This window comes from Azospirillum ramasamyi, from assembly GCF_003233655.1.
Taxonomy (GTDB): domain Bacteria; phylum Pseudomonadota; class Alphaproteobacteria; order Azospirillales; family Azospirillaceae; genus Azospirillum; species Azospirillum ramasamyi.
Genome location: NZ_CP029829.1, coordinates 1498017 through 1511797 on the forward strand (window position 1 = coordinate 1498017; position 13781 = coordinate 1511797).

Here is a 13781-nt window from a genome sequence, read left to right on the forward strand (position 1 = left end):
CCCCCGCCCGCTTCACCAGACGGCAGTTTGCGACAACGGCGATGGACGACGCTACAGCAGGCGGCGCAGCAGCACGACGGCGACCACGCCGGCCGCCACCGCCACCACCATCGGCACGCGGCGGGCGATCAGGCAGACCAGGGCGGCGGCCAGCGCGTCGGACGGGCGCGACAGGGCGGCGGGCGCCACCAGCGCCACCAGCACCGCGCCCGGCGTGGCCTCCAGCGCCGCACTCGCCGCCGGACCGAGGCGCACCCGCGCGATCAGCCAAGGCCCGCCGATCCGGGTCATCCAGGTGGCCAGCGCCCCACCCAGCACGATGGCGAGGAAGCTCCAGTCCAGTTGCAGCGACTCAAGCATCGCGCGCCCTCCCCTGCCCCCTGGCCTGCAGGGCGGCGACGGCTCCTCCGGCCAGCGCCCCGGCGATGATGTGCCAGGTGCCGCCGGGCGACAGCGCATGGACGGCCAGCGCGGCGGCGCCGCTCGCCAGCCAGGGCGGCAGCGAGCCGACTCCACGCCAGAATCCGGCGAGCAGGCAGAGGAAGACGGCGATGAAGGTGAAATCCAGCCCCCAGGCGGCGGGGTCGGCGATGAGGGCGCCGGCCAGCGTACCGGCCACGGTGCTGGCGAGCCACGCCAGATACAGCGTCGCCGCCACCCCGTACCAGTAGGCCAGCGTCAGGTCCGGCCCGCGGCGCAGCGCCAGCGCCCATTGCTCGTCGGTCATGAAGAACAGCGCGAGACCGGCCTTCGCGCGCGGGATGCCGCGGAAGCGCGGCTCCAGCGTCGCCCCCATCAGCAGATGGCGCAGATTGACCAGCAGGATGGCGCCGACCACGGCCAGCCCGGCGCTGCCCTTGTCCAGCAGCTCGACCGCGACGAATTGGGAACTGCCGGCGAAGACCAGCGCGCTCATAAGTCCCATGTCCAGCGCCGACAGCCCGGCCTTGGCGGCGAGGCTGCCCAGCAGGAACCCGAAGGGCACCGCACCCGCCACGATGGGCAGGCAATGGACGACACCCGCAGCGAACTCCTGTCGGGAGGATGCCGGTGTGATGATGCTTTCCGTGCTCATATGCGTGCTGTTTGCTTGCTCATGGGCGGCAGGCTAGGCGGCCGCGGCCTGCGCGTCTTGGACGGGATTGCTGCCGCGCCGGTACTGGCCCGGCGAGACACCGACCCGCCCCTTGAACACCCGGTTGAAATGCGCCTGGTCGCAGAAGCCGCAGGCCAGCGCCACGTCGGCCAGGGGGAGGAATCCGGCGAGAAGCCGCTTGGCGAGGGCGACCCGCCGGTCGGTCAGATAGCCGTGCGGCGTCGTCCCCACCGCCTTGCGGAAGACGCGCAGCAGATGGAAGCGGCTGAGCCCCGCCGCCGCCGCCAGATCGGCCAGTTCCACCGGGCTGTCGAGGTTGGCGTCCAGGTATTCACGCGCCCGGCGGACCGCCGCCGGCTCCTGCCCCGCCTCGCGCGGGCGGGCGCTCAGGTCGCCATGGCGCAGGGCCAGGGCGGTGAAGGCGCGCAGCGCGTCGGTGTCCGTGCTCAGCGGTTCGCGTTGCGGCCCCTCCAGCCCATGGTGCAGGCCGCGCAGGGCCTGGAACAGCTCCGGGTCGTCCAGTTCGGTGGCGGCGAAATGCGGCAGGGCGGGACGGCCGAGCGCGTCGGCCATCGCCTGCCCGAACAGGGCGACCGACGGATAGAACATGCGGTAGGCATAGCCGTCCTCCGCCGGCCGGCCGTCATGCAGAACCTCCGGGTCGAGCACCACCACCTGCCCGGCCCGCGCCGCCCGCTCGGTCCCGCGGCAGCGGTAAAGCTCGGTCCCGGCGGTGATGACGCCGACCACATAGGTTTCATGCGTGTGGGGCGCGTAGGCGTGGCGCTGGAAGCGGGCGTTCAGGCATTCCATGCCGTCGAAGCGCGACTCGCGCCACAGCCGCGCGAAATCGCCGCCGGCGGCCGGAGTTCGAGTCAATGCGGAGTGCTGGTCCATAGGGCAGTCTAACAGGCGGGCCTGGCGGTCGTCTTGAACAGGATTGCGGGGAAAGGGTCGCCGGGACGGGATCCCGGCCTATCTCACGCGCCGGCCGACGGCATGTTCCGCCGCATCGCCGGAATGACCGGGGAATGGAACGCCATGCCCGGGCTGGTGACTGTCATGGACGAGGCAGGCATCGGCGATCAGCGGCCACAGGTGGGAGCGGAGAAAGCGCTGGTCCTGCCAACGGTCGGCCTCCACCGAGGCGAAGCGTTCGATCAGCGGTTCCAGCGGCGGCAGCAGCCCGGCGATCCCGCCCCACATGCCGGCCAGCATCAGTTCGCTGTGCAGCGGGTGGTCGCGCATGACGTGGAAGGGCTTGCCCGAAGCGATCCACGCCTCCACCGCCGCCCGCTCGCGCGGGCCGACCCGCGAATCGCAATCGCGGCAGACGAAGCGCCGGACGGTCGGATCGTCGGAAGGCAGGAAGCGCCAATAGAGACCGTTGACCGGGCCGCTGCCGGGCGGCATGGCCACCCTCTCCGCCCCCAGCCCGTCCAACTCCGCCAGAATCTCCGGCGGCACGCTGTCGTCGTGGTAGATCCGGCAGGTCCAGCCGGGATAGACCGACCGCACCAGCCGGGCATTCTCCACCGCACCGCGGCGGTAGAGGTCGGCCGTCCCCCACAGGCTGAAGGCCACCACGTCGCGGATGCGTCCTTCCGGGGCGGCCGGGCGGTCGCGAAGCGGCGGCAGGGCGAGCGCCGCGCCTTCCCGCACCGCGATCCGCCTTTTCATCGTGAGCAGCCTGTCAACCTGGGCCAGTGCCTCCGCCTCCCGATAGGACTGGAAGAGAAGGATGGCGAAGTTCTCGTGCGCCTCGAGAAAATCGGGCGCCAGCGCCACCGCCCGGCCCAGAATGGCCGCGGCCCGCTCCAGCGCCGCCAGTTCAAGGCCCGCCGCCTGCCGCATCAGGATGCCCAGGTTGAAGACCGCCCCGACATGGTCGGGCTGCAGCGCCAGCGACTGCCGGTAGCGGGCCGGAGCATCGTCCGCCCGTCCGGCGCGGGAAAGGGCGTTGCCGAGTTGGAACAGCCGCTCCGCCGTCGGCGGTTCCACGTCGATCAGGCGCGACAGGTCGGCGGCGGCCGCCTCCGCCCGGCCCTGTTCCAGGTGGTGGATGCCGCGCAACTCCAGAAGCAGGGCAAGGCGATGCCGCGTCTCGCCGTCCTGCGGGTCGAGCGTCAGCGCCCGGCCCAGCGTGTCTATGGCGGCGTCGGTGCCGCCCGTCATCTGCGCCGCGACGCCGAGAAGGGCCATGGCCGCGGCGTCGTCGGGCCGCAGGGCGGCGGCGCGGCGCTGGCCGGCCATGGCTTGCGCCGGCAGCCCGAGCGCCTGATGGACCTTGGCGAGGTCGCGGTGGTAATCGGCGATTCCCGGCTGGGCGCGTACCGCTGCGGCGATCCGCTGCGCGGCGTCCTCCAGGCGGCCGGTCTGCGCCAGCAGCATACCCAGCAGATGGGACGCGGCATGGGTTCCGGGAGCGGCGTCGAGGATGCGGCCATAGAGGATTTCCGCCTCCCGCAGCCGCCCGGCCCCGTGGTGGTCGAGGGCGACCCGCAAGGCTTCCTGAACCGAGGCCATGGCACTCCCCAAACTCATCTCGGACACCGACGGGCGAAGCCAGCCGATAGCATGACGGCCGGCGCGCCGCACATTGTTATACAGCGTTATACGGCTACAGCATTATACGGCCGTGATTATACGACGGCCGTATGCCGTGCCGACGCCTACTCCTCGTCCCCGTCGCCGTCGCCGAGCAGATAGTCGATGTCGCCGCCGTCGAGCGCGCTGACCAGCCCCTTGCCCTCGATGGTGGCGGCGGAGAGGCTGCCCTTGCGGCGCTGGAGGTCGAGGATGCGCTCCTCCACCGTGTTGGCGGCGATCAGCTTGTAGACGAAGACCGGCTTGTCCTGGCCGATGCGGTAGGCACGGTCGGTCGCCTGATCCTCGGCGGCGGGGTTCCACCAGGGATCGTAATGGATCACCGTGTCGGCGGCGGTCAGGTTCAGGCCGCGGCCGCCGGCCTTCAGGCTGATCAGGAAGACCGGAACCTCGCGGTTCTGGAAGCGGTTCACCGGCTCGGCGCGGTCCAGCGTGCGGCCGGTCAGCTCGACATAGGGGATGGCGGCCTTCTCCAGCTCCAGCTTGATCAGGTCGAGCATGGTGGTGAACTGCGAGAAGATCAGGATGCGCCGGCCTTCCGGCACCATCTCCCTCACCATCTCGGTCAGGGCGGCGAGCTTGGCGCTCTGGCGCGACTTGCCCCCGGCGCCCCCCAGGGATTTCAGCAGGCGCGGATCGCAGCAGACCTGACGCAGCTTCAGCAGCGCGTCGATCACCGCGATGGCGTTCTGGCCCAGCCCCTTGCCGCTGGCGGCCAGCGCCGCGCGCACCGTCTCGTTCACCGACAGGCGGATGGTCTCGTACAGGTCGCGCTGGTCGCGGTCGAGGTCGATGCGCACCACCACCTCGGTCTTGGGCGGCAGCTCCTTCGCCACCGCCTCCTTGGTGCGGCGGAGCAGGAAGGGGCGGATGCGGCGCATCAGCAGGTTGGCGCGGGTGTTGTCGCCGCGCTTCTCGATGGGCACGCGGTAACGCTTGCCGAAATCCTTGCGGTCGCCCAGCAGCCCCGGCATCAGGAAGGCGAACTGGCTCCACAGCTCGCCCAGATTGTTCTCCACCGGCGTGCCGGACAGGCAGAGCCGGTGCCGCGCAGGCAGCGCCGCCACCGCGCGGGTCGCCTTGCCGTCGGGGTTCTTGATCGCCTGCGCCTCGTCCAGCACGATCATGTGCCAGGTCAGCCGTTTCAGGAGATCGACGTCGCGCGCCACCACGCCATAGGTGGTGACGACGATGTGGGCGCGGTCGATGTCGGCCAGCTTGCCGTGGCGGTCGACGCCATGCAGCACCACCACCCGCAGATGCGGGGTGAAGCGTTCCGATTCCGCCACCCAGTTGGGCACGAGGCTGGTCGGCACCACCACCATGCAGGGCTCGGTCAGCCGCCCCTCATGCTCCTCCATCGCGATGTGGGCCAGTGTCTGGGCGGTCTTGCCCAGCCCCATGTCATCGGCCAGGATGCCGGCGACGTTGTTGGCGCGCAGGCTCTGCATCCAGGCGAGGCCGGCACGCTGGTAGTCGCGCAGCTCCCCCTTGAAGCCCGGCGGCGGGGTCATGTCGCCCGGCATCTCGTCGGCGCGCAGGCGCTGGAGATAGCCGTCGATCTGCGCCGTCTCGTCGCCGCGCCGGGCGATCAGGTCGTCGATGTCCAGCAGGGAGTCGGCCTCGGCCAGCGGCACCTTCAGCCGGTCGCCGCTGCTGCGCCCGCTGTCCAGCATCGCCTCCAGCACGCTGAGCAGCCGCTCGATCCGCTCGGCCGGCAGGGCCAGGACGTTGCCGTCGTCCAGCACGATATGGGCGCGGCCGTCGATGACGCGGGTGGTCGACAGGCCGCCCTTCTCCACCAGCCGGGCCAGGATGGGCAGCAGCGGCTGGCGCTCGCCGTCGATCTCGACGCCGACGTCCAGGTCGAACCAGCCGTCGCCGGCATCCCTCACCGCGACCTCGACCTCGGCCCCCGGCTCGATCACCTTGGTGCCGAAATCGGCGCCGACCTCCATGACCCACCCGGCCTTGGTCAGGGCCGGCACCTCCGTGGTGAGGAAATGCTGCCAGCGCTCCTCCACGTCGCGGCCGGTCAGCCAGTGGACGCGCGAGCCGCGGGCGTTCAGCGCGCCCTTCGGCGGCTCGATCCGCGCCTGGGCGAAGCCGAGGCCGGACAGCCGGTCCAGCGCCGCCTGTTCGTCGGCCTTGTCGCGGCGGACGAAGGTGACGTCGCCGAAGTCGTCCTCGTAGCGGGCGAACTGGCGCTGGTCGTCGGGCTCGATCTCCACCGGGCGGCCGGCTTCGCCATAGTCGAAGGACAGGCGCAGCACGTCGACCAGCCCGTCGGCCGGGGTGACCACGCGGCCCAGCCGCGCGATGATGCGCGGCGACCGCTCGACGATGGCGGCGGCGTCGGCGGCTCCGCTGCGCACGCCGGGAATGCCGCTGTCGCGGAAGCTGGAACCCGGCATCGCCGGCGGCGGGCTGATGCGCGGCATCGATGCCGCCCCCGGCTTCGCGGGCGCGCTGCGCGACGGGCCGAACAGGCGGGACGGCGTCGCTTTGGACGGAACCGGCGGCGGGACGGGAGCGGGCGGCACCGGCTTGGCCTTCGGCACCTCCACCACCTGGAGATCGACCGGGAAGACGGTGCCGGTGGCGCTGTCCACGCACCAATAGGACTGGCCCTTCACCAGAACGCTGCGTTCGGGCAGGCCGGTCGGGCGCAGCTTGCGGGTGGCCGGATCGCGGAAGGCGCGGACGGTGCGGCCCGGCGCCTCGGCCAGCGGGGTGCCGTCGCGCCAGCGCAGCCGCCCGGTGGAGAGCAGGCGGCGCAGCAGGCGGTCGACCGCCTCCCCCCGGCTCTTGGCGACGGGCGTGCGCTCGGTCCCGCCGCCGCCGAGCAGCCGGGCGATGGCTCGGTCGGCGTCGCCGTCGAGCGAGCGCGGCGCCTTGGCCAGAACGTCGCGCGGGGTGGCGGGGCTGGTGTCGGCCGATCCCTCCGCCACGAACTCCGCCAGGATGTAGCAGGCGACGTCGCCCTGCCCCGGCTCCAGGGTCCAGCGCAGGCTGCGCACCGGTTCCGGTTTCGGCGGGGCCGGCGGAGGCGGAGGAGGCGCGATGCCGCGGATCGGCGGCGGCACGGGCGGGCGGACCAGCGACAGCGGAGGTTTCGGCGCGGCGGGTGCGGCAGGCGCCGGTTGGGCAAGCGCCGGGGGCGCGGCCGCCGGCTTCGGCTGCGGGACCGGCGAGTGGCCTGCCGGCGCGGCTGCCGGGATGGGAGGGGGCGGCGGGGGCGGCGCCAGCGGCGCCTTGACGTCGGCGACGTCGAACAGGGAGGCGCGGCGCCATTCCGGACGGCTTTCCAGCGCCAGCATCGCCGCCGCGGCCATATGCGCGCAGGCATTGCGGCCGCAGCTGCAGGTCCGCTCCAGCACGACGCTGCGCTTGCCCTGCACCGGGGTCACCGTCACCGTCAGGCGACGGCCGAGGTCGCTGACCTCCGCCTCGATCCGGTCGCCGCCGGGCGGTCCCAGCGTCGCCGCGCCGGTCATCATCAGCGTGCGGCCGCGCTGCAGCGTCTTGGCATCGAAGACGCGCGTCAGGTCCTCCTGGGAGAAGGGGACGGCGGCGCCCCCCGAAGGGCCACGCGGCAAGGCATCGAAAAGCGACATGCGGTGCGGAAGGAACCTGTCCGGAACGGAACGGAAACGGGGCGTCGGTATAGGATCTTGCGCCGCGGGGCGCAAGCCCCTGGCTCACGCTTGCAGGGGCGTCGGGCTTCCGGGGACTCGAAGCTCCGGGTCACGCGCGACCGCCCGTCATACCACAGGACGCGGCCGGCTTCATCCCGATTGGTCGCTTATCCGCGGGCACCCGGAAAGACGCGGCCGGCCAGATCGCACAGCCCGGCGCCGCTGCCGAAATGCCGGGCCACGCGGCGGATGGTTCCCTCGATGAAGGACGGGTCGCCGGCATGGACCAGCAGGGCGAGCCCGAGCGCCAGCGCCGCCAGCAGCCAGGGCGAGACGCGCAGGCGCGGCGCCCCGTCCTTCCGGCTGGTCCACAGGAACAGCAGCACCGACGATCCGCCGATCAGCAGACCGGCCACTACCTCCGCCCCCGAATGGGCCGACACCGCGACACGGGATGCGCCGATGGCCAGCACCAGCGCCGCCGCCGCCAGCGGCAGGCCGATCCTGAGCCGGAGGGAAGCGGCGTCACGCGCCGCCAGGGCCGCCACAGACCCGTAGAAGACGGCGGCGAAGGCCGCGTGCCCGCTGGGGCTGACGAAGCGGTCGCCGGCGAACAGCGAGGGGAACAGCGGAAAATCCGGCAGGCCGCAGCCATGCCCCACCAGCTTCAGCACCACCATGGCGCCAAGGCAGAGCGACAGCGCCAGCAGCCATCGCAGCGCCAGCGGCGCCGAATGGTGCCGCCAGAGGGCAGTGGCGTAGAGCGCGGAAAGCGGGACGAGAAGGCTGCTGCTGCCCAGATGGGTGATGGCGCCGCTGGCGGTGGCGAACATCGGAACCCCGTGCATGATGGTGGAGGCGGCGGAGGAAGCGACGGCTCTGCCAGATGGTGCGGCGCGGCAAGAACGGCAAGGGCCGGGAGCCTCCGCCCCCGCCCTACCCCTCCACCTTATCGGCGCGGGCGTCGGCGATGACGCAGTTGCGGCCCGACCGCTTCGCCTCGTACAGCGCCTCGTCGGCGCGGCGGATCAGACCCTCGGCCGTGTCGCCCAGCCGGCCGCCGATGGAGATGCCGATGGAGACGGTCACGTTGATCTCGCCGCGGTCGGCCGACACCGTGAAGGGAGTGTCGGCGATGCGCGAGCGCAGGCGCTCGGCGACGATCAGCGCGGCCTCCCCGTCGGTGTCCGGCAGGATGACCACGAACTCCTCGCCGCCCAGCCGGGCGACGAGATCGAAAGTGCGCAGGTTGCGGCTGGCGCGCGCCGACACCTCGCGCAGCACCTCGTCGCCGATGGCGTGGCCGTAAGTGTCGTTGACGACCTTGAAGTGGTCGATGTCGAACATCAGCACCGACACCGGCTTGTGGCTGTCGATGGCGCGTTCCAGCAGCCGCGGCAGATGGGCGTTGACGTAGCGGCGGTTGAAGACGCCGGTCAGGCTGTCGGTCAGCGCCATCGACAGGCTCTGCTCGTAATTGGAGCGCAGCCGTTCCTGATAGCGCTTGCGCCGGATCTGGGTGCGGGCGCGGGCCAGCAGCTCGTTCCGGTCGACCGGCTTGACCACATAGTCGTTGGCGCCGAGCTCCAGGCCCTTCGCCACCTGCCCCAGATCGCCCTCGTCCACCATCAGCAGGATCGGCACCTGCCTCGTCCGCTCATGCGAGCGCAGCTGCGAGCAGAGCCGCAGCCCGTCCTCGTTCAGCAGGGTCAGGCTGATCACCACGAGGTCCAGCTCGCTGCCCAGCGCGCGTTCCAGCGCCTTGGCGCAGGTGTCGGCCGACATCACCGTGTTGTGGTCGCGCCGCAGGGTCTCCGTCACCTTCTCCAGGTCGAGCATGGAATCCTCCAGCACCAGCACGGTGGCGTGCTCGAAGGATTCGCTCAGCAAGGTGCCGCTGCGCTCGATGACGCCGAACTGGCCGGAGGTGCTTTCGCGCAGCCGCCATTCGTCCATCATCATCTTGAGGCGGACCAGGGAGCGCACGCGCGCGAACAGCGCGATGTCGTTCACCGGCTTGGTCAGGAAATCGTCGGCCCCGGCCTCCAGCCCGCGCACCCGGTCGGCGATGTCGGACAGCGCCGTCACCATCACGACGGGGATGTGCATGGTGGCGGGATCGGAGCGAATCTTCTCGCAAACCTCGAACCCGTCCATGCCCGGCATCATCACGTCCAGCAGGACGATGTCCGGCGATTCCCGCCGCACCATCTCCAGCGCGTCCGGCCCGTTGTACGCCGTCAGCACATTGAAGTACTCGCGCGTCAGCTTCGCCGCGAGCAGCTTCACATTAGGCAGAACGTCATCGACGACAAGGACACGCGCGGACATCGGAAGGCAAATTCCTGCAGAATTGCTACAGAGAAAACCGACTTACCCAAGAAACTTCTTGACGGTTTCAAGGAACTTCACAACTGAAATGGGCTTCGCCACATAATCCTCGCAGCCGCCTTGACGGATCTTTTCCTCGTCTCCCTTCATTGCGAAGGCGGTGACGGCCACTACGGGGATGGATTTCAGCTCCGGATCGTCCTTGATCCAGCGGGTGACCTCCAGCCCCGACACCTCGGGCAGTTGGATATCCATCAGGATCAGGTCGGGATGGTGCTGGCGGGCCAGCCGCATCGCATCCATGCCGTCGCGGGTCTGCAGCGTCCCGTAGCCATGCGCTTCGAGCAGGTCATGAAAGAGCTTCATGTTCAGCTCGTTGTCCTCGACGATGAGGACGGTCTTCGTCGGCTGACCACCGGCCAAAGTTGGACCGCCCGGATCCGCTGACATGCATCCTCCCCTGGGTCTGGCCCACGCCTTCACATCGTTCGATACCCGTTCGAGCCCGCCATTCGACCGGCGGGCGGCGGGCAACCGTGCGCCATCGCACTCCGGTATACCCCCTTTCTGATTAGGTCGCGACGGTTAAATAGTCGTTACCCGACCAATGGACGCCCTCCTCCGGCATGGTCCATCGTCCTGTCCGGACAGGAAAATATCCGGATATGAAAAACCGCCCGCGTCGGGCGCGGGCGGTTTTGTGCGGGCGATCATGAGGTGGGTGATGGTGGAACGAGTGCCGCGTCTCAGGCGGCCTGCCTGGTTCTGCGCTTGACGTCGCCCTTGCGCTTGGCCTCACGGCGGCGGGCGCCCTTGGCGCCGTACATCATCGCGTCGGCGCGGCGCATCACCTCGTCCTCGCTGTCCTCGGCGCCATAGGGCTGGGTGCCGACGGAGAAGCGGACCGGCAGGCTGTGGCCGCCCCATTCCACATAGGTGGCGTCGGCGATGGCCGCCAACTGGCTGGCGCGGGCGAGGCCGCTGGCGGTGTCGGTGTTGGTCAGCAGCACGGCGAACTCGTCGCCGCCCAGCCGGGCGACCACATCCTCCTGACGGACATTGCCGACGAGCATGCGCGCGATTTGTCGCAGGTAGGCGTCTCCGGCGACATGGCCGTGGGTGTCGTTGATCGCCTTGAACCCGTCCAGGTCGATCATGACCAGCAGGCCGCCGGCGGCCCCGTTGCGGCGGGCGGAGGCCAGTTCGCGGCGGAAGTGACTATAGAAGCCGCGCCGGTTCAACAGCCCGGTCAGCTCGTCCGTCATCGTCAAGCTTTCGAGGTAGGCGATGCGCTCCTGCAGTTCGGCGATCGTCCCCTTTGCCTCGGCGAGCAGCGCGATCGTCTCGTCCAGCGTCTGGCGTTCGGTTCCCCGAAGAAGCCCGACGCGCGAAGCCAGCGCGACCGGCGACCAACCCACCGGCACGTCGAAACGGTCGGCGGCATGATGCTTCAGGTCCAGGGCGGCGACGATGGCGTTCATGGGGTCGGCTCCTCTCATGAAGGTCGGAACACTTCGACTTCACATAAGCAACCACCATGCCAACCCGACGCCCCCGCAGATACCAGGTATTTTATCGATCGCCGGCGAATTGCGCCCGCCGATCACCGGCCGGGCATGGAGCGTCTTTCCCACCCGGCCGGCATCTTCTGCCCATCGCCACTCTTTAGTGGCAGGAAAACCCTGCCGGTCGGCGCCTTATGCCACCCGGTCGGGCGCCGGCCGGCCGGCCATCACCGCATCGATGTTGTCCAGCGCCTTGAAGCCCATGGCGTTGCGCGTCTCCACGGTGGCGCTGCCCAGATGCGGAAGCAGGAAGGCATTGGGCAGCTCGCGGTAGCCGGGATGCAGGTTCGGCTCGTTCTCGAACACGTCGAGCCCGGCCGCCGCCAGCCGCCCCCTCTTCAGCGCGTCGATCACGGCCTCGTCGTCCACCACGCTGCCGCGGGCGGTGTTGACCAGGATGGCCCCCGGCGGCATCCGCCCGATCCGCGCGGCGTTCAGCCAATGCCGGGTTTCCGCCGTGGCCGGGAAGTGGAGCGACAGGACATCGCAGACCGGCAGCATCTCCTCCGGGTCGGCATGGTAGGCGGCGCCGAGCTCCTGCTCCGCCGGCAGGCGGCGGCGGTTGCTGTAGTGGATCGCCATGCCGAAGGCGCGGGCGCGGGCCGCCACCGCCTGGCCGATGCGGCCCATGCCGACGATGCCCAGCCGCTTGCCGCCGACATGGGTTCCCATCAGCTGGGTCGGGGTCCAGCCGGTCCAGGCATCCGCCCGGATCATCCTCTCCCCCTCAGACGCGCGGCGCGCGGCGCCCAGCAGGAGAAGCAGCGCGATGTCGGCGGTGGCGTCGGTCAGCACGTCGGGCGTGTTGGTGACGGTCAGGCCGCGGGCGCGCGCCGCCTCCAGGTCGATGTGGTCGGTCCCGACGGAGAAGGTCGCCAGCACCCGCACCCGCTCCGGCAGGGCGGCGATGGCGGCGGCGTCGAGCCAGTCGCCGGCACAGCACAGAACGGCGTCGGCACCCGCCTCGGCGGCGCGGGCGGCGATCTCCGCCCCGCTGAACGCCCGGTCCTCGGGGTTGAGGACCGCCCGGTAATCGCGCGACGCCCGCGCCTCCACCGCATCGGGAAGGCGGCGGGTCAGCAGCACCACCGGACGGGCGGCGGCATCCGGCGGGGTGTCGGCGGGGCTTGTCATTCGGGCTGTTCCCTTCCATTGATTGGGAATCAAAGGTAGCGGCTCTTCCGAACCGCGGCAAAAACACCCATACTTCACCCAGAGCCGTCAATCACCTGTGGATCCCGTCTTGCTCGACCGTCTCTCTGCCCTGCCGGCGACCGTCGGCACGGTCCTCGCCGCCACCGTCACCGCTGGTGCCCTCCTCGCGGCCACTCCCGTCCTGGCACAGCCGGCCGCCACCTCCATGGCGTCGGTCGCGGCCAAGATCCAGCCGCACCGGGCGATCTACGCCATGTCGCTGGGATCGGCGCGCAACGGGGCGAAGGTCAGCGACGTCCGCGGCCGCATGATGTTCGAATGGGCCGACGCCTGCGACGGCTGGACGACGGAGCAGCGCTTCCAGCTGCGCTTCGTCTACAGCGAGGGCGACGACATGGCGATGAACACCAACTACACGACGTGGGAGGCGAAGAACGGTCTGCGCTACCGCTTCAACGTCCGCAAGCTGGTGAACGGCGAGCTGGACGAGGAGGTGCGCGGCGAGGCCAACCTGCAGGCCGACGGCGCCGGCACCGCCCAGTTCACCAAGCCGGAACCGCAGGAGATGGAACTGCCGGCCGGGACCATGTTCCCCACCGCCCACACGCTGGCGATCCTCGACCATGCCGAGCGGAACGAGCCCTTCTTCACCCGCACCATCTTCGACGGATCGGATGCGGAGGGGCCGACCGAGGTGTCGACCGTCACCGGCAAGCCGGGCGCGCCGAAGGAATCCGGCAAGGATCCGCTGCTGAAGGTGGGCAAGTCCTGGCCGGTCCGCATGGCCTTCTTCCCGCTGCAGAGCGATTCGGCCCAGCCGGAATACGAGATGAGCCTGCGCCTGCTGGAGAACGGCATCGCCGAGTCCATGCAGATCGACTATGGCGATTTCACCGTCAACGCCGTGCTGGAGAAGATCGAGGCGCTGCCGAAATCGGGCTGCTGACCGGCTGCCGCCCCGTGACAATCATACCGGGGTCATCACGCCGGACGGATGAAGCGCGGTTTCCCTGTTGATTGCGACTCGCTGCTGCGCTTAACTGCGGGTTGAGATTCGCGCAACAGGCCCGCCCGCCTCCGTCACGGGGCGCGGACGGCCGTCCAGGGGTTTATCCGTCATGAGCAAGAAGCATGTCCAGATCGGGCAGGTTTTCCAACCGGTCGGCACCGCCGGCGTCCGCGGTTGGCGGGTGACGGCCACGGTCAACCTGCTGGGCATCCCCCACGCCCGCGTCGTCAGCACCGAAGACGACGGCGTGTCCAAGACCCTGAGCTGCTCGGTCCTCGCCGACACCAGCCACTACCGCCTGATCGCATCGACGCCGCAAGGCGGGATGGCGGCGTAACTCACGGTTCTGACGGCATCGGCCGGTTATCATCGGCCGGTTA

General features: G+C 70.3%; 12 protein-coding genes. 2 read left to right on the forward strand and 10 right to left on the reverse strand.

Translation table 11 applies throughout. The features are described 5' to 3' along the window. Positions 1-51 precede the first annotated feature (51 nt). The 10 genes from DM194_RS06935 to DM194_RS06980 all read right to left on the reverse strand — a co-directional run bounded on the left by DM194_RS06935 (position 52) and on the right by DM194_RS06980 (position 12371). Positions 52-360, reverse strand: a complete 309-nt coding sequence (locus tag DM194_RS06935; protein ID WP_111066550.1) for an AzlD family protein — start codon at positions 358-360, stop codon at positions 52-54. Beyond that, complete coding sequence (locus DM194_RS06940; RefSeq protein WP_111066551.1) at positions 353-1075, reverse strand: AzlC family ABC transporter permease; 723 nt, start codon at positions 1073-1075, stop codon at positions 353-355. The genes DM194_RS06935 and DM194_RS06940 overlap by 8 nt, the downstream gene beginning before the upstream one ends. 33 nt (positions 1076-1108) lie before the next feature. Next, a complete protein-coding gene (locus DM194_RS06945; protein WP_246024130.1) occupies positions 1109-1975 on the reverse strand; it encodes an AraC family transcriptional regulator in 867 nt (288 codons plus the stop codon). 96 nt (positions 1976-2071) lie between these two features. Continuing rightward, positions 2072-3622 carry a tetratricopeptide repeat protein gene (locus DM194_RS06950; protein WP_162629974.1) on the reverse strand — a complete coding sequence of 517 codons (1551 nt, stop codon included), beginning with the start codon at positions 3620-3622 and terminating at the stop codon, positions 2072-2074. Between the two features lie 146 nt (positions 3623-3768). Further along, entirely contained in the window at positions 3769-7320 is a 3552-nt protein-coding gene (locus DM194_RS06955; protein WP_111066554.1) for a DEAD/DEAH box helicase, read from the reverse strand. 188 nt (positions 7321-7508) lie between these two features. Continuing rightward, positions 7509-8174 carry a phosphatase PAP2 family protein gene (locus tag DM194_RS06960; RefSeq protein ID WP_111067816.1) on the reverse strand — a complete coding sequence of 222 codons (666 nt, stop codon included), beginning with the start codon at positions 8172-8174 and terminating at the stop codon, positions 7509-7511. Between the two features lie 103 nt (positions 8175-8277). Then, on the reverse strand, positions 8278-9672 hold the full coding sequence (locus tag DM194_RS06965; RefSeq protein WP_111066555.1) for a PleD family two-component system response regulator: 1395 nt from the start codon (positions 9670-9672) through the stop codon (positions 8278-8280). 42 nt (positions 9673-9714) lie between these two features. Continuing rightward, positions 9715-10122, reverse strand: a complete 408-nt coding sequence (locus DM194_RS06970) for a response regulator (RefSeq protein ID WP_111066556.1) — start codon at positions 10120-10122, stop codon at positions 9715-9717. Between the two features lie 296 nt (positions 10123-10418). Further along, positions 10419-11153 carry a GGDEF domain-containing protein gene (locus DM194_RS06975; protein ID WP_111066557.1) on the reverse strand — a complete coding sequence of 245 codons (735 nt, stop codon included), beginning with the start codon at positions 11151-11153 and terminating at the stop codon, positions 10419-10421. A 216-nt stretch (positions 11154-11369) separates the two neighbouring features. Next, positions 11370-12371 carry a 2-hydroxyacid dehydrogenase gene (locus DM194_RS06980; RefSeq protein ID WP_111066558.1) on the reverse strand — a complete coding sequence of 334 codons (1002 nt, stop codon included), beginning with the start codon at positions 12369-12371 and terminating at the stop codon, positions 11370-11372. Positions 12372-12480: 109 nt separating this feature from the next. Here DM194_RS06980 and DM194_RS06985 point away from each other — a divergent pair, with 109 nt between their 5' ends. Together DM194_RS06985 and DM194_RS06990 are read left to right on the forward strand one after the other, a co-directional pair. Continuing rightward, complete coding sequence (locus DM194_RS06985; protein ID WP_111067818.1) at positions 12481-13338, forward strand: cell envelope integrity EipB family protein; 858 nt, start codon at positions 12481-12483, stop codon at positions 13336-13338. A 172-nt stretch (positions 13339-13510) separates the two neighbouring features. Continuing rightward, on the forward strand, positions 13511-13738 hold the full coding sequence (locus tag DM194_RS06990; protein ID WP_111066559.1) for a hypothetical protein: 228 nt from the start codon (positions 13511-13513) through the stop codon (positions 13736-13738). Positions 13739-13781: the final 43 nt, after the last annotated feature.